The 21,611-nt window shown below is 64.5% G+C and carries 20 protein-coding genes; 17 read left to right on the forward strand and 3 right to left on the reverse strand.

The window, feature by feature from the left end; translation table 11 throughout:
- Window positions 1–88: 88 nt before the first annotated feature.
- Window positions 89–643: a YceD family protein gene (locus ACXJKJ_RS26380; protein ID WP_056204284.1), complete on the reverse strand. Its 555-nt coding sequence runs from the start codon at window positions 641–643 to the stop codon at window positions 89–91.
- 32 nt (window positions 644–675) lie between these two features.
- On the opposite strand from ACXJKJ_RS26380, the gene ACXJKJ_RS26385 reads away from it, so the two are divergent.
- Window positions 676–1,251, forward strand: a complete 576-nt coding sequence (locus ACXJKJ_RS26385) for a Maf family protein (protein WP_056204287.1) — start codon at window positions 676–678, stop codon at window positions 1,249–1,251.
- On the forward strand, window positions 1,248–2,009 hold the full coding sequence (locus ACXJKJ_RS26390) for an SAM-dependent methyltransferase (RefSeq protein ID WP_056204290.1): 762 nt from the start codon (window positions 1,248–1,250) through the stop codon (window positions 2,007–2,009). Before ACXJKJ_RS26385 ends, ACXJKJ_RS26390 begins: the two co-directional genes overlap by 4 nt.
- Here ACXJKJ_RS26390 and ACXJKJ_RS26395 read toward each other — a convergent pair.
- Together ACXJKJ_RS26395 and ACXJKJ_RS26400 are read right to left on the reverse strand one after the other, a co-directional pair.
- Window positions 2,006–3,484: a DEAD/DEAH box helicase gene (locus ACXJKJ_RS26395; protein WP_082533021.1), complete on the reverse strand. Its 1,479-nt coding sequence runs from the start codon at window positions 3,482–3,484 to the stop codon at window positions 2,006–2,008. The two genes, ACXJKJ_RS26390 and ACXJKJ_RS26395, sit on opposite strands and share 4 nt — an antisense overlap.
- 39 nt (window positions 3,485–3,523) lie before the next feature.
- Complete coding sequence (locus ACXJKJ_RS26400) at window positions 3,524–4,654, reverse strand: MraY family glycosyltransferase (RefSeq protein ID WP_056204295.1); 1,131 nt, start codon at window positions 4,652–4,654, stop codon at window positions 3,524–3,526.
- A 242-nt stretch (window positions 4,655–4,896) separates the two neighbouring features.
- On the opposite strand from ACXJKJ_RS26400, the gene ACXJKJ_RS26405 reads away from it, so the two are divergent.
- From ACXJKJ_RS26405 to wecB, 15 genes are all read left to right on the forward strand, one after another.
- Window positions 4,897–6,846, forward strand: coding sequence for an SLBB domain-containing protein (locus ACXJKJ_RS26405; protein ID WP_457393734.1), 1,950 nt, complete (start codon window positions 4,897–4,899; stop codon window positions 6,844–6,846).
- Between the two features lie 39 nt (window positions 6,847–6,885).
- Entirely contained in the window at window positions 6,886–7,959 is a 1,074-nt protein-coding gene (locus ACXJKJ_RS26410) for a Wzz/FepE/Etk N-terminal domain-containing protein (protein WP_457355659.1), read from the forward strand.
- Window positions 7,960–8,028: 69 nt separating this feature from the next.
- Window positions 8,029–9,090, forward strand: a complete 1,062-nt coding sequence (locus ACXJKJ_RS26415) for a Gfo/Idh/MocA family protein (RefSeq protein ID WP_457393736.1) — start codon at window positions 8,029–8,031, stop codon at window positions 9,088–9,090.
- 6 nt (window positions 9,091–9,096) lie between these two features.
- On the forward strand, window positions 9,097–9,669 hold the full coding sequence (locus ACXJKJ_RS26420; protein WP_457355661.1) for an acyltransferase: 573 nt from the start codon (window positions 9,097–9,099) through the stop codon (window positions 9,667–9,669).
- A gap of 2 nt (window positions 9,670–9,671) precedes the next feature.
- Window positions 9,672–10,778, forward strand: a complete 1,107-nt coding sequence (locus ACXJKJ_RS26425; protein ID WP_457355663.1) for a DegT/DnrJ/EryC1/StrS family aminotransferase — start codon at window positions 9,672–9,674, stop codon at window positions 10,776–10,778.
- On the forward strand, window positions 10,775–12,172 hold the full coding sequence (locus ACXJKJ_RS26430; RefSeq protein ID WP_157282122.1) for a hypothetical protein: 1,398 nt from the start codon (window positions 10,775–10,777) through the stop codon (window positions 12,170–12,172). Before ACXJKJ_RS26425 ends, ACXJKJ_RS26430 begins: the two co-directional genes overlap by 4 nt.
- Entirely contained in the window at window positions 12,169–13,455 is a 1,287-nt protein-coding gene (locus ACXJKJ_RS26435; RefSeq protein ID WP_056204316.1) for a lipopolysaccharide biosynthesis protein, read from the forward strand. Before ACXJKJ_RS26430 ends, ACXJKJ_RS26435 begins: the two co-directional genes overlap by 4 nt.
- Window positions 13,452–14,642 (forward strand): glycosyltransferase family 4 protein, encoded by a 1,191-nt coding sequence (locus tag ACXJKJ_RS26440; protein ID WP_457393738.1) that lies wholly within the window; start codon window positions 13,452–13,454, stop codon window positions 14,640–14,642. Before ACXJKJ_RS26435 ends, ACXJKJ_RS26440 begins: the two co-directional genes overlap by 4 nt.
- Window positions 14,643–14,644: 2 nt before the next feature.
- Window positions 14,645–15,760 carry a glycosyltransferase family 4 protein gene (locus tag ACXJKJ_RS26445; protein ID WP_457393740.1) on the forward strand — a complete coding sequence of 372 codons (1,116 nt, stop codon included), beginning with the start codon at window positions 14,645–14,647 and terminating at the stop codon, window positions 15,758–15,760.
- An 18-nt stretch (window positions 15,761–15,778) separates the two neighbouring features.
- Complete coding sequence (locus ACXJKJ_RS26450) at window positions 15,779–16,918, forward strand: N-acetyl sugar amidotransferase (protein WP_082533023.1); 1,140 nt, start codon at window positions 15,779–15,781, stop codon at window positions 16,916–16,918.
- A complete protein-coding gene (gene hisH, locus ACXJKJ_RS26455; protein WP_457325216.1) occupies window positions 16,915–17,544 on the forward strand; it encodes an imidazole glycerol phosphate synthase subunit HisH in 630 nt (209 codons plus the stop codon). The genes ACXJKJ_RS26450 and hisH overlap by 4 nt, the downstream gene beginning before the upstream one ends.
- The gene (locus ACXJKJ_RS26460) at window positions 17,538–18,323 is read left to right on the forward strand and encodes an AglZ/HisF2 family acetamidino modification protein (protein WP_056204325.1); all 786 of its coding nucleotides are present in this window, start codon (window positions 17,538–17,540) and stop codon (window positions 18,321–18,323) included. The genes hisH and ACXJKJ_RS26460 overlap by 7 nt, the downstream gene beginning before the upstream one ends.
- A gap of 2 nt (window positions 18,324–18,325) precedes the next feature.
- On the forward strand, window positions 18,326–19,363 hold the full coding sequence (locus ACXJKJ_RS26465; RefSeq protein WP_457393742.1) for a polysaccharide biosynthesis protein: 1,038 nt from the start codon (window positions 18,326–18,328) through the stop codon (window positions 19,361–19,363).
- 4 nt (window positions 19,364–19,367) lie between these two features.
- On the forward strand, window positions 19,368–20,480 hold the full coding sequence (wbjC, locus tag ACXJKJ_RS26470) for a UDP-2-acetamido-2,6-beta-L-arabino-hexul-4-ose reductase (protein WP_457393744.1): 1,113 nt from the start codon (window positions 19,368–19,370) through the stop codon (window positions 20,478–20,480).
- On the forward strand, window positions 20,477–21,610 hold the full coding sequence (gene wecB / locus ACXJKJ_RS26475) for a non-hydrolyzing UDP-N-acetylglucosamine 2-epimerase (protein ID WP_457393746.1): 1,134 nt from the start codon (window positions 20,477–20,479) through the stop codon (window positions 21,608–21,610). The genes wbjC and wecB overlap by 4 nt, the downstream gene beginning before the upstream one ends.
- Window position 21,611 lies beyond the last annotated feature (1 nt).

Consider the following 21,611-nt stretch of genomic DNA (forward strand, 5'->3'; position numbering starts at 1 on the left):
CAGAAAAGCCCACGAGTGTAGCACCGGATGAGAAACCCGCCAAGCTGCTACTGTCGACAGCGAGAGCCAAGCGCCTGAAGCCATGGCTTCAGGCGCTGCCGCCCCGCTTCAGGGTTGCGAGCTTGGCGAAAGGGTTGGGACGCTCCTCCTCTCCTGGCTCAATCACTTCGTCCACATGGGCCAGGGGCTCGGGGCAGATCTCGTGGCGCGGCACCAGCGGCAGGGCCAGCAGCAGTTCGTCTTCGATCAATTCGCGCGCGTCGAGGTGGCGCGGCAGGGCCAGCACATCATCGTCACTGTCCGCGTCGAGCGCGGCCGCCTCGACCTCGGTGTCGACGAAGCGGATCCAGCGGTCGATATCAATGTCTTCGTGGACCGGCTGCAGGCAGCGCTGGCAGGTCAGCGCGACCTGACCGGAGGCGGTCAGGTGCAGCCAAGTCTGGGCCTTGCTGCCCTTGGGCTGGCGGATCTCGCCGTGCAGGCTCCACTGCAGCGCTGGCCAGTCACTGGCCGGCGCTTCGGGAGCGGCCGAGTCGGCCAGCCGCTCCAGCAACGTCGCCGGCCATTCGCCAGACAGGCTGGCGTCATCATGAGCGAGAGCCGCGACATCGAGCTTCTCGGGAACAAAGGCGCGCGATTTCATGGTCGAGAGTTTAGGCGGGGGAGAATGTCCCGATGCCCCAGTTGATCCTTGCCTCGACCTCCCGCTACCGACAGGAATTGCTGGCCCGGCTGCGCCTGCCGTTCGAAGCGGTTGCGCCCAACGTCGATGAAACCGCCCTGCCCGGCGAGGCCCCGGCGGCCCTGGCCGAGCGGCTGGCCTTGACCAAGGCACGCGTGGTCGCGGCGCGGTTTCCTGGTGCCATCGTCATCGGCTCCGACCAGGTTGCCGACCTGGCCGGGGAGGCCATCGGCAAACCCGGCTCCCACGAGGCCGCCACTGCGCAACTGCGCCGTATGAGCGGGCGCGAGGTCGTGTTCCAGACCGCCGTCGCCGTCGTCGCACCGGGTCTGGCGGCCATTGAGCGCGCCGAAGTTCGTGTGCGCTTGCGTGAGCTCAGCGACTCAGCCATCGAAGCCTATCTGCGCGCCGACCAACCCTATGACTGCGCCGGCAGCGCCAAGGTGGAGAGCCTGGGCATTGCGCTGCTGGAGGCCGTCGAGTCCGACGACCCGACCGCGCTGATCGGCCTGCCGCTGATCCGCACCTGCGCCCTGCTGCGGCGCGCCGGCCTGGAGCCTCTCGCATGAACAAGGGCCGTCTGATTCTGATGCCCAATACGCTGGATTTCGGCGTGGACGATTCCCTGGACCTGCGCGAGGTGCTGCCCCAGCGGGTCATTGAGCAGGCCGCGCGGCTGACGCACTGGGCTGCCGAGAGCGCCAAGACCACGCGAGCGCTGCTCAAGCGCGTCGATGCCATTGCGCCGCTCGTCCAGCCGCTGCAGGCCATGCAGATCGTCGAGTTGCCGCGCCCTCCCAAGGGCGGCAGGGGCGGCGGCGATGACGCGGTCGCCTGGCTGGCTCTGCTGGACCCGGCGCTGGCGGGGCACGACCTCGGCTTGATCTCGGAAGCGGGCCTGCCCGCCGTGGCTGACCCGGGCGCTCGCCTGGTCGCGCTGGCCCATGAGAACGGCATCGAGGTGGTGGCGCTGTCCGGGCCGAGCTCGCTGCTGCTCGCCCTGGCCGCCAGCGGGCTCAACGGCCAGAGCTTCGCGTTTGTCGGCTATCTGCCGGTGGACGCCGCACCTCGTACGGCACGCATCCGCGAGCTGGAGGCCTTGTCGGCCAAGGCCCAGCAGACCCAGTTGCTGATCGAGACGCCCTACCGCAACGAGGCGCTGCGCCAGGCGCTGCTGGCAGCGCTGAAGCCCGGCACGCGGCTGTCGATCAGCGTCGGCCTGACGCTGCCAGGCGGCTGGACGCAGACCGCCACCGTGGCGGATTGGCGGTCCAACGGCACCAAGGTACCCGACCGCATCCCGGCCGTGTTTTCAATCCTGGCTTAGGACTCGACCGGCGCCGGCGCGGGCTTGGCACCGAACAACGCGGCCACTTGCTTCTTGGGCTTGATGTAGCTGGACAGGCCCTTGCCTGCGCCAGCCGGCGCCGCTGCAGCCTTGGTTTTTTCCCAGGCTGGTGCCTCACCGGCAGCGCTGGCCTCGTAGGGCTTGTCGAAGAAGGGATCCTTGGGCGGGGAAGGCGGGCGATAGGTGGGCCGCACGGCGGGACGGGCCTCGAAAGAAGCTTCTCCTCGCTCCTCGCGCGGGCGCTCGAAACGCGGCGGGCGGCTGTCCTGCAGCTCGAAGGGGTCGAGGTCGATCTTGCGCTTGAGCAGCTTCTCGATGTCGGCCACCAGGCGCGCGTCAGACTTGGTGACCAGCGTGACTGCCAGGCCCGAAGCCCCCGCGCGGCCCGTGCGGCCGATGCGGTGGACGTAGTCCTCGGCATTGAAGGGCACGTCGAAATTGAAGACCGCCGGCAGGTCGGCAATGTCCAGGCCGCGCGCAGCCACGTCCGTGGCGACGAGCAGGTCCACTTCGCCGCGCTTGAAGGCGTCGAGCGACTTCAGGCGCTCATCCTGCGATTTGTCGCCATGCAGGGCGGCCGTGCGCAGGCCGTCGCGCTCGAAGGAGCGCGCCAGACGGGCCACACCCAGCTTGGAGTTGCCGAAGACGATGGCCTGGCGGATGGAGCGCTCCTTCAGGATCTGCTTCACTGCGGCACGCTTGTCGTCATCGGTGACGCTGATGAAGCGCTGCTCGACGGTCGAGGCCGCCTGATTGGGGCGGGCCGTCTCGACCAGGATGGGGTCCTGCAGATAGCTCTGGGCCAGGCGCTTGATCTCGGGCGAGAAGGTGGCCGAGAACAGCAGCGTCTGGCGCGCCTTGGGCAGGTAGCTGAGGATGCGCTGCAGGTCGGGCAGGAAGCCGATGTCCAGCATGCGGTCGGCTTCGTCGAGCACGACGTACTCGACCTGGTTGAGCACACAGTTCTTCGCTTCGATGTGGTCCAGCAGGCGGCCCGGCGTGGCGATCAGCACCTCGACGCCGGCCTTGAGCGCGGCCGTCTGCGGCTTCATGTCGATGCCGCCGAAGACGACGACGGAGCGCAGATGCGTGTGCTTGGCGTACTTCTTGACGTTCTCTGCCACCTGGTCAGCCAGCTCACGCGTGGGCGCCAGCACCAGGGCGCGCACCGGATGGCGGGCCGGCGAGACGCTGGGGTTCTCGTGCTTGAGCATGCGCTGCAGCAAGGGGATGGAGAATGCCGCCGTCTTGCCCGTGCCGGTCTGGGCGGCGCCCATGACGTCACGGCCTTCCAGAACGATGGGAATCGCCTTGGCCTGGATGGGCGTCATCGTCAGATAACCGGAATCAGCCACCGCGCGCAGCAGCTTGGGGTCCAGCGGCAGGGTGTCGAAACGGGCAGGCGCGGGCGCCTCGGCGGGCACCGCGACTGCGGACTCAGGGGTTTCTTGCATCCGGTGATTATCCCGGATAGGGGAAAAGGCCTGCCAGCCCTACTCCGGCCGGGTCACCGGCGGCCGTAATTCGGCTCGCGTATTCAGCACCATCCAGCGGGGCGTGCGGAAGCGAACGATGCGCCAATACAGCAGCACGTAGAAGACAACGAACAGCCCGAGGATGACCTGCAGCATGACGGTGTCGTCCCACCAGATCGTCGCTGGCACGACGGACAGGCTGCACAGCACCCAGAGATAGGGCGCGGTCAGGGCATTGCGGCGCGTCAGCACGGCGGCGTCCCGGCTGCCGATGGCCCAGCGCATCAGGCGGCGGTAGATGAGGCTGTGCAGGTGGATGCCATCGGGCATGCCGACCGGCCGGCCACGCACCACCTTGCGCCGGTACATGGAGAACACCGTCTCCCAGACTGGATAGGCGCACAACAGCAGCGGGAACATCGGCGAGACCTCGGGGTTGCGCACCAGCAGCAGGATGGCCAGCTCCGACAGTATGAAACCGAGGAAATAAGCCCCGCCGTCGCCCAGGAAGATCAGGCCGAACGGGTAGTTCCACATGAAGAAGCCCAGCACGGCGCCTATGACCGCGATGGCCATGGCCGCGACGAACTGGTCGCCCGCCTGCAGGGCGACATAGGCCAGGCCCGCCAGCATGATGGCCGAGCACATGGACGCCAGACCGTTCATGCCGTCGATGATGTTGATCGAATGGGCCACGCCACTGACAACCAGCAGCGCAAGCAGGTAGCCGCCCACCGTCGTGGCCGCGATCAAGTCCAGCCCGGGGATCTCGGTCACCTTGATCTGCGCGCCCAGCAGCCAGGCGCCCAGGGCGGCTGCCAGCAGCGTGGCCAGCATGCGGCGCAGCGGGCTGACGCGCTTGGTCAGGTCTTCGATGACGCCGGAGGCGAAGGCTGGCGCGCTGCACGCGAGCAGCAGCCCAGCCATGTGGCGCATGGCCGGATAACGCCAGGTGAGCAAGACCGTGCCGACGGCAAAGCCACCGAAGATGGCAAGCCCGCCAATGCGCGGCACGGGGCGGGAGTGAAACTTCTGCGGGCCGGACAGGTCATGGTCGGCCGACAGCGCACCGTGCAGGTGCGATGAACGGATGATGAGCAGCGTTGCAGCAGCTGCAATCGCAAAGCTCAGGGCGAGAATCGGAAGCATGGAATAAGAGCGCAGGCCTGGATGCGGGGCAGCGGCTGTGACCACCATTCGGCCGACATCAGCAGTGTAACGACGGGAGACTGCGCCGGGCGCTATCCGGGTTGCCCCCAGGCGCGTAGCTAGAATCCGCGCCGATTCGAGCCCCGTCGGACGTCCGGCGTCTGGGCTGCTCCTCTCAACTTCACGCAGCCCCCATGACTAGTCCCGGTCTCTTGGAATTGCCTAAATATTCACCATCCACCGTGACTCAGACATTCGCCAAGGTAAAGCGCGGGGCGTCCACCCATCTGGCCTGCCACCTGATGGCCTCGCTGGCATTCGGCCTGCTGGCCAGCATGACCTCGCTGAGCAGCCGTGCGGCCGAGACCAACAGCAACGATTCACAGGTAGGGCCGGTGCGGCTGGTCGCACCGTCGCAGACGCCAGCGCGCCCCGCAGGCAGCGACCCGGGCAGCGAAGCACCGCGGGAATCTCAGCGCGAGCTGCAGCGCGGGCCGCAGCGGGAGTCGCTGCGCGCGCTCGATCCTTCGGAACGCGATGCGCGTCGGATTCTCGAGATGAGCGAGTTCGAACGCTACGTGCAGCGTGCCGTCGGTGAAGACGTTGAAGTGCCTCGCTTCGGCATGGAGCTGCTGAGCCCGCGCGTCGGCACGCCAGGCGAAGGTTCCAGCCAGATTCCCGGCGACTATGTCGTCAGCGTGGGCGATGAGCTGCTGGTCAACCTTTGGGGCGCTGTCGAGGCCGACCTGCGCCTGACCGTCGACCGGAACGGACGCATCACCATTCCGCGGGTCGGACCGGTCATGGTGGCGGGCCTGCGCTATGGCGACCTGAATACAGCCATCGACCAGCGGGTGAGCCAGGTGTTCAAGAACTACCGACTCAGCACCTCGCTGGGCAGGCTGCGCAGCATCCGCGTCTATGTCACGGGGTTCACGCTCAAGCCCGGCGCCTATGCAGTCAGCAGCCTGTCAACCATCGTCAATGCGCTGATCCAGGCAGGCGGGCCTTCCGCAGCTGGCAGTCTGCGTCAGATCGAATTGCGCCGCGGCGGCAAGCTGGTCAGCCAGTTCGACCTGTACGACCTGCTCCTGCGCGGCGACAAAACGGCGGATCGCGTGCTGCAGTCGGAGGACGTCGTCCATATCGGCCCTGTTGGGCAGCAAGTCGCACTGATTGGCAGCGTCAACCGCCCTGGCATCTTCGAACTCAAGCCGAGCGAGACCATTGACGACCTGTTGCGGATGGGCGCAGGCTTCAATGCGGTAGCCGACCGGTCGCGCCTGGCCGTTGAAAGCCTGGATACGCGCAACGATGCTCGCATCACCGAGTTGACCCTGCCGCAACAACTGCGCGCAACGCTCAAGAGCGGCGACCTGGTGCGCGCCTTCAACGCGACTGCCGCCTTGTTGCCCCAGCACCGCCAGAACAAGCGGGTGCGAATTGAGGGCGAAGTCCAGCGCCCAGGGGAATACATCCTCCCGCCCGGAAGCAGCCTGACGGACGCCGTCAATGCCGCCGGTGGCCTGACGCCAGGCGCCTTTGTCTACGGCGCCGAATTCAACCGGGAAAGCGTGCGCGTCACGCAGCAAACTCAGTATGAACGCGCACTGCGGGATCTCGAAACCGAGTTCGCTCGCGTTCAAGTGAGTCAGAAGGCGCTGACAGCCGATGAAGCGAACGCGCAGGGCGCGCGAGTGCAGAGCTCCAATCGACTCATAGACCGACTGCGCGCCGTCAAGCCGACCGGCCGCATCGTGCTGCAAACCGCACCCAACGCCGCTCGCCTGCCAGACTTGATGGTCGAAGACGGCGACCGCCTTACCGTGCCTGCCAGGCCAACCACCGTTGGCGTATTCGGTAGCGTCTTCAATGGTGGCAGTTTCGTGTTCCGCCCGGATGCGAGCATTGAAGACATGCTGCGCCTGGCTGGCGGCCCAACCCGCGGCGCCGACACGTCAAGCACCTTCGTGATCCGCGCCAACGGCAGCGTGGTCAGCGCCAAACAGCAGTCCTCGGGCTGGATCTCCATGGGCTCCGGCTTCTCGACACTCGCCGCCTTGCCGGGTGACACCGTCTTCGTGCCCGAGGACCTGACACGCACGAGCTTCAGCCAGGAAGCCAAGGAATGGACGCAGATCCTGTACCAGTTCGGTCTGGGCGCTGCTGCATTGAAGACTCTCAAGAACTAACGGGCAGGTTTTTCGATGCTTCCCAACAATGCGGCAAACATGCCCGTCGAATCCGAGTTGACCCTCTCCGAGTTTGCAGGCGCGCTGGGCGCTCGATGGCGCCTGCTGGTGGTCGCACCGCTCGCGACTGCCGTGCTGGGCCTGGGAGCCAGCTACCTCATTGCGCCCACGTTCATGGCCCGCACGAGCATCATGCCGCCCCAACAGCAGCAGAGCGCCGCGGCCGGCGCCCTGGCTTCTCTTGGAGCGCTGGCCGGGATATCCGGCGGTGTTCGCAATACCGGCGACCAGTACGTCACCTTCGCGCAGAGCCGCACCATCGCCGACCGCATGCTTGAGCGCTTCGACCTGAAGACGGTCTACGAAGAAAAGCTGGCGCACGACGCTCGCCTTGAGCTCATGCGCAACACCCGGATCAATCTTGGCAAGAAGGACGGTGTGATCTCCATTGAAGTGGACGACCACGATCCCAAGCGCGCTGCAGACATGGCAAACGCCTATGTTGAAGAGCTGCGCAAGCTCACCGCCGGCCTGACCCTGACCGAGGCCCAGCAGCGGCGAGCCTTCTTCGAGGGGCAGTTGAAGCAGGTGCGCACCAAGCTCGACGCCGCCCAGGCTGTGCTGCAGGGCGTTGGTGTGTCGGCCGAGACTCTCAAGGCGGAACCCAAGGCTGCGATGGAAGCCGTGGCCCGCTTGCGCGCCGAGCTCACCAGCGCCGAAGTGCGTTTGCAGATGCTCAGCAGCAGTCTGGCCGAGCACACGCCCGAGGTGCAGCAGCAGACCGCCGCGGTCACGCGGCTGCGCAGCGAACTGGCGCGTGCCGGTCAGGCTGAGCAGTCCACCGCGGGGGCGGGCTACATCGGCGCCTATCGCGAGTTCAAGTATCAGGAGACGCTGTTCGACCTGATCGCCCGCCAGTACGAACTGGCGCGCGTGGATGAAAGCCGCGACGGTGGCCAACTGCAGGTCATCGACGTGGCCCAGGTGCCGGAGCGCAAATACAAACCCAAGCGCAGCCAGCTGATGATGGCCGGTTTTGCCCTGGCCCTGATCGCAGTGGCTGCTCATACCGCGCTGGTGCTGGTCCGCCAACGCGCCAAGAGCCAGATCTAGAGCGCTGATTGCCCGGCAGAACCGTTTCTGCCTGGCAATCCAGTTCCCCCATACCGAGCAGGCCCCTGCATGAACGCCCTTTTAAAACCCATTCTCGGCCGCAAGGTCCGATTCGCTCTGGTCGGCTGCGGCCGGATTGCGAACAACCATTTCGAGTCGATCAGGAAGCTCGCCGACGACTGCGAGTTGGTCGACGTATGCGACATCGAGCCCGACGCGCTGACGGCCGCTACCGCGTCGACCGGTGCCAAGGGCCACGGGAACCTGACGGACATGCTGGCCGCCACCACGGCCGACTGCGTGATTCTCACGACGCCAAGCGGGCTGCATTCGCGCCAGGCCATCCAGGTCGCGCAGGCTGGTTTTCATGTGATGACCGAGAAGCCCATGGCTACGCGCTGGCAGGAAGGCCTGGACATGGTCCGCGCCTGCGACGAAGCCGGCGTGCGACTCTTCGTCGTGAAGCAGAACCGTCGCAACCCAACCTTGCAGGTGCTGAAGAACGCCGTCACAGCCGGGCGCTTCGGGCGGATCTACATGGTCAACGTCAATGTGTTCTGGACCCGCCCGCAGTCCTACTACGACAGCGCCGCTTGGCGCGGCACCTGGGAGTTCGACGGCGGCGCCTTCATGAACCAGGCCAGTCACTACATCGATCTGCTGGACTGGATCGTCGGCCCGGTGGAAAGTGTCATGGCCTACACGGGCACCCTGGCTCGGGACATCGAGGTTGAAGACACCGGCGTGGCGGCGGTGAAGTGGCGCAGTGGCGCCATGGGCTCGATCAACGTGACCATGCTCACCTATCCCAAGAATCTCGAGGGGTCGATCACCATCCTGGGCGAAAAGGGCTCGGCAGTCATTGGCGGCGTGGCCGTCAACGAGATCAAGCACTGGGAGTTCCAGACGCCCGATCCGGCGGACGCCAGCATCAAGGATGCCAGTTACCAGACCACGTCGGTCTATGGCATCGGCCACCCGCTCTACTACCTCAACGTCATCGACGTGTTGCGCGGCCAGGCCAAGGCAGAGACCGATGGTCGCGAAGGACTGAAGTCCCTGGAATTGCTGATCGGCATGTACCAGTCAGCCCGCGACGGCCGCCGCGTCAACCTGCCCCTGCAGTTCTGAGCCTGCATGAGCGTCAGCATCCACCCTTCCGCCATCGTTGACGAGGGCGCGCAGATCGGCGACGGCAGCCGCGTCTGGCACTTCGTGCACATCTGTGGCGGCGCGCGCATCGGGAAGGGCTGCTCCTTCGGACAGAACGTGTTCGTCGGCAACGACGTGAGCATCGGCAACAACGTCAAGGTGCAGAACAACGTCTCCGTCTACGACGCAGTGACGCTGGAGGACGACGTGTTCTGTGGCCCGAGCATGGTGTTCACCAATGTATACAACCCCCGCTCGGCAGTGACCCGCAAGGACGAATACCGTCGCACCGTCGTGCGCCAGGGTGCGACGCTGGGGGCCAACAGCACCATCGTCTGTGGCACGACGATCGGTCGCTTCGCCTTCATCGGCGCGGGCGCCGTCGTCAACCGCGACGTGCCCGACTTCGCCCTCATGCTCGGCGTGCCGGCGCGGCAGACCGGCTGGATGAGCCGCCATGGCGAGCGCCTCGAAATCATCGACGGCGAGGCGACCTGCCCCCAAACCCATGACCGCTATCGGCTCGTTGAAGGCCGATGCGAATTGATCCAAGACTGAACATGCAATTCATCGACCTCAAGAGCCAGTACCACGCGCTCAAGACCAGCATCGACGCTCGCATCCAGAAGGTACTCGACCACGGCCAATACATCATGGGCCCCGAAGTGGCCGAGCTCGAAGCCGCGCTCGCCCAATTGACCGGCGCCAAGCATTGCATCACCGTCTCCAGCGGCACCGAGGCCCTGCTGATTGCGCTGATGGCCGAGGGCATCGGTGCCGGCCACGAAGTCATTACCACGCCTTTCACCTTCGCCGCGACGGCCGAAACCATCGTGCTGGCCGGCGCCAAGCCGGTCTACGTGGACATCAAGCCCGGTGACTGCAACATCGATCCCGCCCTCATCGAGGCAGCCATCACGCCGGCCACGCGCGCCATCATGCCGGTGAGCTTGTATGGCCAAGTCGCCGACATGGACGAGATCAACGCCATCGCCGCCAAGCACAACCTATCGGTCATCGAAGACGCGGCACAGAGCTTCGGTGCGACCTACAAGGGCCGCAAGAGCTGCAACGTCTCGAAGATCGGCGCGACCAGCTTCTTCCCCAGCAAGCCGCTCGGCTGTTATGGCGATGGTGGTGCTCTATTCACCAGCGACGATGCCCTCGCGCAGGCCATGCGCGAGATCCGCGTGCATGGCCAGAGCCAGCGGTATACCCACACCCGCGTGGGAGTAGGTGGTCGCATGGACACGCTGCAATGCGCGATCGTGCTGGGCAAGCTTGAACGCTTTGAATGGGAGATCGCCCAGCGCAAGCAACTGGGTGATCGCTACGCGGAGCTGATCAAGGCCAGTGGCGCGCCGGTCGACCTGCTACCGGTGGCCGATGACCGCGACTGCGTGTGGGCTCAGTACACAGTCAAGGTCGAGGATCGCGCGGCCGTCATCGCCGCACTTAAAGAGCAGGGCATTCCGACGGCCGTGCACTACCCGCGCCCATTGCATCGCCAGCCGGCTTACGAAAGCCCGGGCTGCCCGGCGGACAGCCTGCCACATAGCAACGCGGCTGCAGCGCGCGTCATGAGCTTGCCCATGAGCGCGGACCTCACAGAAATTCAACAGTTGCAAATCGTCGAGGCTCTCTCACGCGCGCTCCGTGGCGCTTGACTGAATTCCGCACCATCCCAGAAGGCCGGGGCAGTCAGATGAAGCGATTACTTTTTGCGCTCTTTGTCTTCTTGTACGCCGCCTCCTTCGGCTATGCCTACGTGGAGTACCTCAATCCAGTTTGGGAGTACTTCGGCTTCAAGATGTATCCCATGGACGGTGCCCGCCTCGCGGTCGGTGTATCGATGCTGGCCCTTAGCGCTTTCGCTCAGGCCCCCCGGATCACGACACCGGCCAGCTTGGTCGTCTTCGTTCTCTATTTCAATGTCTACATCCCCTGCCTGATCACGTCGCTGATGCTCAGCAGTGACGCACTGAGGCTCTATGGCCCCATGCTGCTCGCACTGACCGCCATCTTTGTGTTGGCCGGCATAGCCGCCTCCTCGTCGCAACCCGGCACACTCAAAGGCACCGATGGACTCCACCCGGGATTCGAACGCTTCGTGCTCATAGCATGGGCGCTGGCCTTTGTCATCATTGCTGCCTATTCAGGCTCGTCTCTGAGCTTGACCAGTCTCGACGATCCGGCCGCGGTTTACGAGCAGCGCACCGCGGGCGCTACTGACAATCCTGTCATCCGCTACATACAGACTTATTTCAGCAACATCTTCACGCCCACCCTGCTATGCATTGGGCTGATCAGGCGCCGTCCCCTCTGGATTGCCGGCGCCTTCGCAGGTGGTCTGTTGATGTATGCAGTCAATGCCCAGCGCACCCTGCTGCTGCTGCCGCTGATTCTGGTGGCTGTTTTCTTGCTCATCTCTCGACCACGCCTGCACCAGTACGCCGCACACACGATACTGGCTGTGTTGTCCGTTGCGATGATCTGGTCGGCACACACACAGGAGGAGAGCCTCTTTGGTGCGGCGTTCGCGGTTTTGCTGACATTCCGTACCATCGCCATTCCGGGCCTGACCGTCAGTCAGTACGAAGACCTGTTCTCAGAGATTGGTCATACCTACTGGTCCAACGTCAAGGGCTTCAGTCTATTCGTGCCGCCACCGGACTGGGCCTTCAATGAGCCCCTTTGGCCAGACCTCGGCTACATCGTTGGGGACAAGCTCTACAACAATCCCATCTTCAACGTGAACGCCAACCTGTTCGCCGGCGACGGCGTCGCGGCAGCGGGCACGGTCGGCATCCTCATCATCGGACTTGTATTCATCGGCTGGATCAAGCTTGTAGATCGGCTGTCGATGAGATGGAATACCTTGTTTGCTGCAATGGTGACATTGCCGCCCGCGATCTCGCTGACCAACGGGCACTTCTTCACAACCATGCTCTCGTTCGGCGGCATCTTTTGGTTACTGGTCTTCAGATTCGTTGAGCCACCGAAGATATCTGCACGCATGCAGGAGACTGCTCCGCAGCCCGCAGGAGACACGCCATCGTGACGGCGCGTGCGTCGTTCTGGTCAGACGTTCGCTGGCAGGCAATCGGCAACACCTCGGCCCAGGCGCTTGGTGTGCTTGGCATGCCGCTGCTGACGCGGCTGTATACGCCGGCCGACTTCGCCGCGCAAAGTGTGTTCTTGCAGTTTGCGATGTTCTTTTCCGGGCTGATGACTTGGCGCTACGAGTACTTCGTGCAGCTCCCCAGGCGTGATAGCGATGCCCTAGCCCTGCTGCGCCTTACGCTGCTGCTGGCCGTAGCTGGCTGCGTACTGCTGACGCCGTTGACATGGTTGTCAGCGCCATTGCTATCCATGGACCCAGGGCAGACACATTGGCTGTGGTTGAGCCCGATGACTGCAGCGTTGATCTCCCTATCCCTAGCCCATCAGCACTGGACGCAGCGCAAAGGCCTGTTCAAGCTGTCGGGCATGGGTGAAGTGCTGGCCAAGCTCGCCTACATTGGCACCGGTGTGCTGGCGACGTTGTGCGGCCTGGCAACATTGGGGCTGATTGCCACGATTGCTGCGGGCGCTGCAGCCAAGCTGGTCTTGCATCTGTTGGCCGGCCGCGCCGACCGACATATTGCAGCCAAGGCAGGTGGCGCCTCCAGCGCCATTCAAGCGGCTCGGACGCACGCGAGACACGCCGGCTCCATGTTTGGCTCGCACCTGCTGGGCACAGTCACAGGCTTGGTGACCATCCTTTTCATCGGCCAGTTCTACGGCAGCATCGATCTCGGCCAATACAGCCTGGTTGCGGCCACCATCTTTCTGCCGGCCGGGCTGATCGGCAGCGCAATCGGCCAAGTCTATTACCAGCGGGCTGCAGCCCTATGGTCACGGGGCGAATCCTTCGCGCCACTTTGGCGACAAACCTTCGCACGGCTCAGCGCGATTGGCGTGCTTGCGTACGCACTCATCGCCCTGCTGTCGCCTTGGGCCTATCCCTTCATCTTTGGTGATGCATGGGAGGCGGCGGGCAGGTATGCGGTCTGGATGTCGATAGCGGCCTTCTTCTCCTTCGTCAGTGCTCCCATGGACCGCTCAAGCCTGGTCGTTGGTCGCCTGCACTACCTGCCGATCTGGCACGCAGCAAGAGCACTGACCACACTGTGCGCGTTGGCCCTCGCCTGGCGCTGCGCGCTGTCCTTCGATGCTTTCATGGCCCTGCACGCCGCTCAAATGTCAGTCTTGTATGTCGTTGACCTGCTCGCCGAACGCAGCTTCGCACGCCTGTGTCCGCCCGACATGGCCCTATCACCCGTTGCACTCGCCGCTCAATGAGTCATGTGCTGATGATCTGCGACTTCTACAACCAGTCGCTCAGCTATCAGGAGAACTTGCTCGAAAGGTATTTCGGCAAGTTGGGCCATCGAGTCAGTATCGTCACGGCCACTACCACCGATGTGTTCGAGTTCGTAGAAAACCGCCACGACGCTCGGCGCCCTGCAAGTATCGAGCGCCACGGTACAACGACCGTCTACAGGCAACCCTATGCCTTCAACTTCGTTTCGCGAATTCGTAAGTTCAAGGGCGTGTCGGATCTGCTGGAGCGAGAGCGCCCCGGCGTCATCTTCGTCCACGACATCCAGTTCAACCTGTCCGAAGTCAGCAGGTACAGACAACGCTACCCAGGCACGCGTGTCGTACTCGACTATCACGCAGACTTCAGCAACTCGGCACGCAACTGGCTATCCCTTGCGGTTCTGCATAAGGGCTTACGGAGGCCGCTGCTACACCGATACCTCTCGATGCTCGACGCGATCTATCCGGTCACCCCGGCCAGCCAGCGCTTTCTGAACGAGGTATACGGCGTCTCCAATGACCGCATGACGTTGCTACCGCTTGGTTGTGACATGGATGCGTGCCGCCGGATTCGCAACGAACGGCGCGGGCGCCAACTGCGTCAACAATATGGCATTGACGCCAAAGCTTTGGTCATCTTCGGCGGTGGCAAATTAGCCCGTCCCAAACGCGTGGAACGCCTGCTCCGTGCCTTCCTGACCCTGCCTGGAGATTCGACATGGCTCATCATTGCCGGAGATGCCAGCAAGGATGACGCAGCGTACCTTGAAGAATTGCGCGGACTTGCCGGCAGTCATCCACGCATCCGCTTCACCGGCTGGCTCGATCAAGAAGCCATCCTCGCCCACCTGGATCTGGCCGACCTCGCGGTCTTCCCTGGCAGCCAATCAATCCTTTGGCAACAAGCGATCGGAATGGGCAAGCCTTTGCTGATTGGAGAACCCAAGGCAGTCATTGGCGGCGATCAGGAAGTTGGCTACCTGAACCGCCACGCCAATCTGGAGTTGTGCATAGAACCAGAGGGTGCGCATGCACTCCTGAGCGCCCGCTTGTCGGCCCTGGCAGCGGACCGCACGCAAGTAGAGGATATGGCCGCTGGGGCGTTGCGCACGGCCGATGAGTTGCTCGACTGGAACGTCATCGCTACGCAGACGCTTGGAACTTGAGCATGAAGGTCTTGTTCATTGCGCCACTGCCCGACCCGGTCACCGGCCAATCGCTGGCCTGYCGGGTATTTCTCGACGAACTCGAGAAGCAATACGAGATCGACGTCATCAACATCAACAAGACCAGCCTGAAGAGCGGTGTGATGGGTGGCGCACTGGGGCGCGTGCGCGAGGTGCTGGGATTTGTCTGGCAGGCTTGGCGCCGGGCCCGGCACTGCGACCTTGTCTATTTCACGATCTCGGAGTCGGTGGCCGGCAATTTGAAAGATCTGTTGATCTACGCCGTTTGCGCCAGCCGGCTGTCGCGCATGGCCATTCACCTGCACGGCGGCGCCGGCATGAAGGCTCTGCTGCGCGACCACCCTCTGCTTGCGGCCCTCAACCGCTTCTTCTGGCGACGCATGGGTGCTGTCATCCTGCTCGGCGAGCGGCACCTGCCACTACTGGAGGGCCTGCCGCAACGTTGGCGCGAGCGGCACGCCCATCTCATACCCAACTTCGCGCAGGACTATCTATTCCGCGATGTCGCCCAGATCGAGACCAAGTTCGCCGCGTCCGGGCCGCTGCGCCTGCTCTACCTGAGCAACCTGATTCCCGGAAAAGGCCACGAGGAACTGCTGGGCGCCTACCAAAGCCTGAGCCCCGCGGAACAGGCGCGAATCCGGCTGGATTTTGCCGGCGCCTTCGAAAGCGAAGCCGCCCGCGGCGAGTTCCTGGCGCGGGCCGCCGGGTTGCCCAACGTCAGCTATCACGGCATCGTCGGTGGCACAGCGAAGGCTGGGCTGCTGGGCGACGCACATGTCTTCTGCCTGCCCACCTACTACCCTTACGAGGGCCAGCCAATCTCCATCCTGGAGGCCTACGCTTCCGGCTGCGCCGTCATCACGACGGACCACAGCGGCATCTTCGACGTTTTCGCGCCGGGCGAATGCGGGCTGGCGGTACAGCCACGCTCAGCGGAGTCGATCACTGCTGCGCTGCGGCAATGCCTTGCTGATCGCCAGGCGCTACTGAGGCAAGCACTTCATAACCGTCAACTGGCGGACGAGCGCTACAGGGTTGCTACCTACAATCGCCGTCTTCTCTCGGTGCTCTCCACGCTGGACGCAGCCGCCTGACCCCCATTTGCCAGAACCATGCCCTTGCGCCCTTACCAGATCTGCTCCAACTGCATCATGGACACGTCCGACTCCGGCATCGTGTTCGACGAGCGCGGCTGGTGCGACTACTGCAACAACTACCACCGCAACATCCTGCCCAACTGGCACACCGACGAGCGCGGTGAGCGCGAGATCATGGCGCAGGTCGAGCAGATCAAGCGCGACGGCAAGGGCAAGGACCACGACTGCCTGATCGGCCTGTCCGGTGGCGTTGACAGCTCCTATGTGACCTACCTGGCCAAGGAAAAGTTCGGTCTGCGCCCGCTGCTGTATCACGTCGACGCCGGCTGGAACTCGCAGCAGGCGGTCAACAACATCGAGAAGCTGGTCGATGGCCTGGGGCTGGATCTGTTCACCGAGGTCATCGACTGGCCCGAGATGCGCGATCTGCAGCTGGCCTTCTTCAAGGCCCAGGTGCCGCACCTGGACACGCCGCAGGACCACGCCTTCTTCGCGGGCCTCTACAACTTCGCGGCCAAGAACAACGCGAAATACATCCTGACCGGCGCCAACTACTCCACCGAGTGCGTTCGGGAGCCGCTGGAGTGGCACTACCACGCGTCCGACGTGCGCCAGCTCAAGGACATCCACCGCCGCTTCGGCACGCGGCCGCTGAAGAAGTTCCCGCTCGCGGGCATCTTTCGCTTCAAGATCTACTACCGCTTCTTCAAGGGCGTGCAGGTCGTCAAGCCGCTGAACTGCGTGCCCTTCTACAAGGAAGCGGCCATGGACGAACTGGTGGACAAGTTCGGCTGGCAGAAGTACGCGCACAAGCACTACGAATCGCGCTTCACGCGCTTCTACGAGGGCTATTGGCTGCCCAGCAAGTTCGGCTACGACAAGCGCCGCGCGCACTTCTCCAGCCTGATCCTGACCGGCCAGCTCAAGCGCGAGGACGCGCTCGCCAAGATCGCCATCCCCGCCTATGACGAGGAAACGCTGGCGCACGACTTCGAATACATCGCCACCAAGCTCGGCCTGACCGTCGCCGAGTTGCAGGCGCTGCACCGCGGCGAGCCCAAGACGTACAAGGACTACGCCAACGATATGGCCATCATCGATCTCGGCACCCGCGTGCTGCGCGCGCTCGGCGTGCAAAGGGCCATCATTCGATGATCACCATCGTCAGCTACGGCGTCGGCAATATCGGTGCGCTGGCCACCATGTACAAGCGCATGAGCATCCCCACGCGCTTCGCGACGACGGCCGCCGAGATCGAGGACGCCACGCATGTCATCCTGCCGGGCGTCGGCGGTTTCGACGATGCGATGAACCGTCTCAACGCCTCCGGGCTGCGCGAGCCGCTGGATGCGATGGTCGCCCGTGGCGGCGTGCCGGTGCTGGGCATCTGCGTGGGCATGCAGATGCTCGGTGAGTCCAGCGACGAGGGCCAATGCCGCGGCCTGGGCTGGGTTCCCGGCCAGGTCAAGCATTTCGACAGCACCGGCAGAACAGCCGGCCTGCCGCTGCCGCACATGGGCTGGAACGACGTGAACCCGGTTGCCGGCACGCCGCTGTTCAAGGGCCTTGAGACCGACGCGCGCTTTTACTTTCTGCACTCCTATTACTTCGAGTGCAGCGACCCGACCCATGTCGCTGCTCGCGCCGAGTACGGCTCGACGTTCGCGGCTTCGGTGCGCAATGGCTGCATCTACGGCATGCAGGGCCACCCCGAGAAGAGCCACCATTGGGGCGCGGCCATGCTGAAGAACTTCGCCGAACTGGAGTCTTCGACATGCTGAGGCCGCGCATCACCCCCTGCCTGCTCGTGCACGAGGGCGGCCTCGTGAAGACCGTCGGCTTCAAGGACCCGAAGTACGTCGGCGACCCGATCAACGCGGTCAAGATCTTCAACGAGAAGGAAGCCGACGAGCTCGTCGTCCTCGACATCGACGCGACGCGCAACGGCGTCGAGCCCGACTACAAGCTGATCCAGGACCTGGCCGCCGAATGCCGCATGCCGCTGGCCTATGGCGGCGGCGTGCGCACGCCGGAGCAGGCCAAGCGCATCATCGAGCTCGGCGTCGAGAAGGTCTGCATCAGCAGTGCCGCCGTCGAGGACCCGACCTGCATCCGCCGCATCGCTGACGCCGTCGGCGGCCAGAGCGTCGTCGTCGTGCTCGACGTGCGCAAGAAGTCGGGCCTGTTTGCAAGCGGCTACGAGCTGTGCACGCACAACGCGACCAAGGCTCACAAGCTCGACCCGATCGCCTTCGCGCGCGAATGCCAGGCCCAGGGCGCCGGCGAGATTGTGCTGAATTCGGTTGATCGCGATGGCGTCATGAAGGGCTATGACCTCGACCTCGCCAAGCAGATGCGCGCCGCGCTGCGAATCCCGATGAGCGTGCTTGGTGGCGCGGGGTCGCTCGCCGACATCGAGGCGCTGATCAAGGCCTGCGGTGTCATCGGCGCCGCGGCCGGCAGCCTCTTCGTCTTCAAGGGTCAGTACCGCGCGGTGCTGATCAATTACCCGCAGCCGGCCCAGAAGGACGCCCTCTTCGCCGCTGCCCTCCCCCGCTGAACATGTTTGACGACAAGACCCTGCTCATCACCGGTGGCACCGGCAGCTTCGGCAATGCCGTGCTGCGCCGCTTCCTCGACTCCGGCCTGCGCGAGATCCGCATCCTGAGCCGCGACGAGAAGAAGCAGGACGATATGCGCAAGAAGTACGCATCGCCCAAGCTGAAGTTCTACATCGGCGATGTGCGTGACCCACGCGCGGTCGCGGGCGCCATGCGCGGCGTGGACTACTGCTTCCACGCTGCCGCGCTCAAGCAGGTGCCGTCCTGCGAGTTCCATCCGATGGAGGCTGTGCGCACCAATGTGCTGGGCACCGAGAACGTGCTCGACGCCGCCATCACGGCCGGCGTGAAGCGCGTCATCTGCCTGTCCACAGACAAGGCCGTCTACCCGATCAACGCGATGGGCATCTCCAAGGCCATGATGGAGAAGGTCATGGTCGCCGCGTCGCGCAATCTCGAGGGCACGAGCACCGTCATCTGCGGTACGCGCTACGGCAATGTGATGGCCTCGCGCGGCTCGGTCATCCCGCTGTTCGTGGAGCAGGTCCGCGCCGGCAAGCCAATCACGCTCACCGATCCAGCGATGACGCGCTTCATGATGACGCTGGACGATGCCGTCGAGCTCGTGCTCTATGCCTTCGAGCATGGCCGCAACGGCGACATCTTTGTACAGAAGGCGCCCGCGGCGACGATCCGCGTGCTGGCCGAGGCCGTGCTCGGTGTCATCGGCGCGCCCGACCATGCCATCCGCGAGATCGGCACGCGCCACGGCGAGAAGCTCTACGAGGCACTGCTGAGCCGCGAGGAGCGCGCCGGCGCCGAAGACCTGGGCGGCTACTACCGCATCCCGCCCGATGGCCGCGACCTCAACTACACCAAGTTCGTCGAGCAGGGCGAGACACGCATCCAGGACGCCGAGGACTACACCTCGCACAACACCGAGCGCCTGGATGTGGCCGGCATGACGGCGCTGCTGATGAAGCTCGACTTCATGCGCCGCCTCGCCGCTGGCGAGGCCAACGTGACGGCGGAGGATTGACGTCGTGAAGATCGGCATCACCGGTGCGTCGGGCTTCGTCGGCCGAAACCTGCAATGGCGGCTGCGCGAGGCCGGCCATGCCGACGTGCGCCTGATTTCCCATCGGGCGGGCGACGCCGAGCTCATCGAGCAGCTGAGCGGCCTGGACTTTGTCTATCACCTGGCCGGCGTGAACCGGCCGCAGGACCCGGCCGAGTTCGATGACGGCAATGCAGACTTCAGCCTGCGCCTGATCGCCATCCTGGGCAGCCTGCCCGACTCGCCACCGATCGCCTTCGCGTCGTCTACGCAGGCCTCGCTCGACAACGTCTATGGCCGCAGCAAGCGTGCCGCCGAAGACGCGCTGCTGCACTACCAGCGCCAATGCCGCGTGCCGGTCTACATCTTCCGGCTGACCAACGTGTTCGGCAAATGGTGCCGGCCCAACTACAACTCGGTCGTCGCGACCTTCTGCCACAACATCGCACGCGGCCTGACYGTCACGATCAACGACCCGGCCGCGCCGCTGCGGCTGGTCTACATCKACGACGTCATCGACCAGATGCTGGCACTGCTTGGGGCCACGCCGCCGGCCGCCGGCTTCGTCGATGTCGAGCCGACGTACGAGACGACCGTCGGCGAGCTGGCCCAGACCCTGAACGGCTTTCGCGCCACGCGCGAGGGCCTGCTGATCGACCGCGTGGGCACCGGTCTGACGCGGGCGCTGTACGCCACCTACGTCAGCTACCTGCCGAGCGAGGCCTTCGCCTACCAGGTGCCCCGCCACGCCGACCCGCGTGGTGTCTTCGTCGAGATGCTGAAGACGCCGGACTGCGGGCAGTTCAGCTATTTCACGGCCGGCCCCGGCATCACGCGCGGCGAGCATTACCACCACACCAAGACCGAGAAATTCCTCGTCATCAAGGGCACGGCGCATTTTGGCTTTCGCCATATCGACAGTGGCGAGACGCATGAACTCGTCACGCGCGGTGGCGAGGCGCAGATCGTCGAGACCATCCCCGGCTGGACCCACAACATCACCAACATCGGCGAGGACGAGCTCATCGTCATGCTCTGGGCCAACGAGATCTTCGACCGCGCACGCCCCGACACGACCGCCATGAAAGTCAAGCCATGAAGAAGCTCAAGGTGTTGACCGTCGTTGGCACGCGCCCCGAGATCATCCGGCTGTCGCGCGTCATGGCCGCGCTGGACGAACACTGCGACCACATCCTCGTCCACACGGGCCAGAACTACGACTACGAGYTCAACCAGGTCTTCTTCGACGACCTCGGCGTGCGCAAGCCCGCACACTTCCTGAACGCGGCCCAGGGCGGCGCGGCGCAGACCATCGGCAACATCATCGGGGGCATCGACACGGTGCTGGAGGCCGAGCAACCCGAGGCCATGCTGGTGCTAGGCGACACCAACTCCTGCCTGGCAGTCATTGCGGCCAAGCGCCGCAAGATCCCGATCTTCCACATGGAAGCCGGCAACCGCTGCTTCGACATGCGCGTGCCCGAGGAAACCAACCGCCGCATCGTCGACCACACGGCCGACATCAACCTCACCTACAGCACGATCGCCCGCGACTACCTGCTGCGCGAGGGCCTGCCGCCCGACCAGATCATCAAGACCGGCAGCCCGATGTTCGAGGTGCTGAACCACTACCGCGACGGCATCGCAGCGTCGGACGTGCTGAGCCGCCTCAGCCTCGATGAGCAGCGCTATTTCGTCGTCAGCGCCCACCGCGAAGAGAACATCGAATCGCCGCGCACCTTCGGCAAGCTCGTCGGCATCTTGAACGCGGTCGCCGAGGACCATGGCCTGCCCGTCATCGTGTCCACCCACCCGCGGACGCAAAAGCGCATCGATGCAGAGGGCGTCAAGTTCCACGCCGGCGTGCGGTTGATGAAGCCGCTGGGCTTCCTTGACTACGTGCGGCTGCAATCCTCGGCCATGGCCGTGCTGTCCGACAGCGGCACGATCAACGAGGAGTCGTCGATCCTCAACTTCCCCGCGCTGAACCTGCGCGAGGCCCACGAGCGCCCCGAAGGCATGGAGGAAGGCGCCGTCATGATGACCGGGCTGTCGGTGGAGCGAGTACGCCAGGGCCTGGCCGTGCTGGCATCCCAGGCTCGCGGCGAACAGCGCAGCCTGCGCCTGGTGGCCGACTACAGCATGCCCAACGTCTCCGCCAAGGTCGTGCGCATCATTCACAGCTACACCGACTATGTGAAGCGCGTGGTCTGGCGCCAGTACGACTGAG

The sequence above is a fragment of the Roseateles sp. P5_E1 genome, from assembly GCF_054049335.1.

Excerpts from the sequence above, each read along its gene's own strand:
- ACXJKJ_RS26380 (WP_056204284.1), bottom strand. The coding sequence starts at position 643 with ATGAAATCGCGCGCCTTTGTTCCCGAGAAGCTCGATGTCGCGGCTCTC.
- ACXJKJ_RS26385 (WP_056204287.1), top strand. The coding sequence starts at position 676 with ATGCCCCAGTTGATCCTTGCCTCGACCTCCCGCTACCGACAGGAATTG.
- ACXJKJ_RS26390 (WP_056204290.1), top strand. The coding sequence starts at position 1,248 with ATGAACAAGGGCCGTCTGATTCTGATGCCCAATACGCTGGATTTCGGC.
- ACXJKJ_RS26395 (WP_082533021.1), bottom strand. The coding sequence starts at position 3,484 with ATGCAAGAAACCCCTGAGTCCGCAGTCGCGGTGCCCGCCGAGGCGCCC.
- ACXJKJ_RS26400 (WP_056204295.1), bottom strand. The coding sequence starts at position 4,654 with ATGCTTCCGATTCTCGCCCTGAGCTTTGCGATTGCAGCTGCTGCAACG.
- ACXJKJ_RS26410 (WP_457355659.1), top strand. The coding sequence starts at position 6,886 with ATGCCCGTCGAATCCGAGTTGACCCTCTCCGAGTTTGCAGGCGCGCTG.
- ACXJKJ_RS26415 (WP_457393736.1), top strand. The coding sequence starts at position 8,029 with ATGAACGCCCTTTTAAAACCCATTCTCGGCCGCAAGGTCCGATTCGCT.
- ACXJKJ_RS26420 (WP_457355661.1), top strand. The coding sequence starts at position 9,097 with ATGAGCGTCAGCATCCACCCTTCCGCCATCGTTGACGAGGGCGCGCAG.
- ACXJKJ_RS26425 (WP_457355663.1), top strand. The coding sequence starts at position 9,672 with ATGCAATTCATCGACCTCAAGAGCCAGTACCACGCGCTCAAGACCAGC.
- ACXJKJ_RS26440 (WP_457393738.1), top strand. The coding sequence starts at position 13,452 with ATGAGTCATGTGCTGATGATCTGCGACTTCTACAACCAGTCGCTCAGC.
- ACXJKJ_RS26450 (WP_082533023.1), top strand. The coding sequence starts at position 15,779 with ATGCCCTTGCGCCCTTACCAGATCTGCTCCAACTGCATCATGGACACG.
- hisH (WP_457325216.1), top strand. The coding sequence starts at position 16,915 with ATGATCACCATCGTCAGCTACGGCGTCGGCAATATCGGTGCGCTGGCC.
- ACXJKJ_RS26460 (WP_056204325.1), top strand. The coding sequence starts at position 17,538 with ATGCTGAGGCCGCGCATCACCCCCTGCCTGCTCGTGCACGAGGGCGGC.
- ACXJKJ_RS26465 (WP_457393742.1), top strand. The coding sequence starts at position 18,326 with ATGTTTGACGACAAGACCCTGCTCATCACCGGTGGCACCGGCAGCTTC.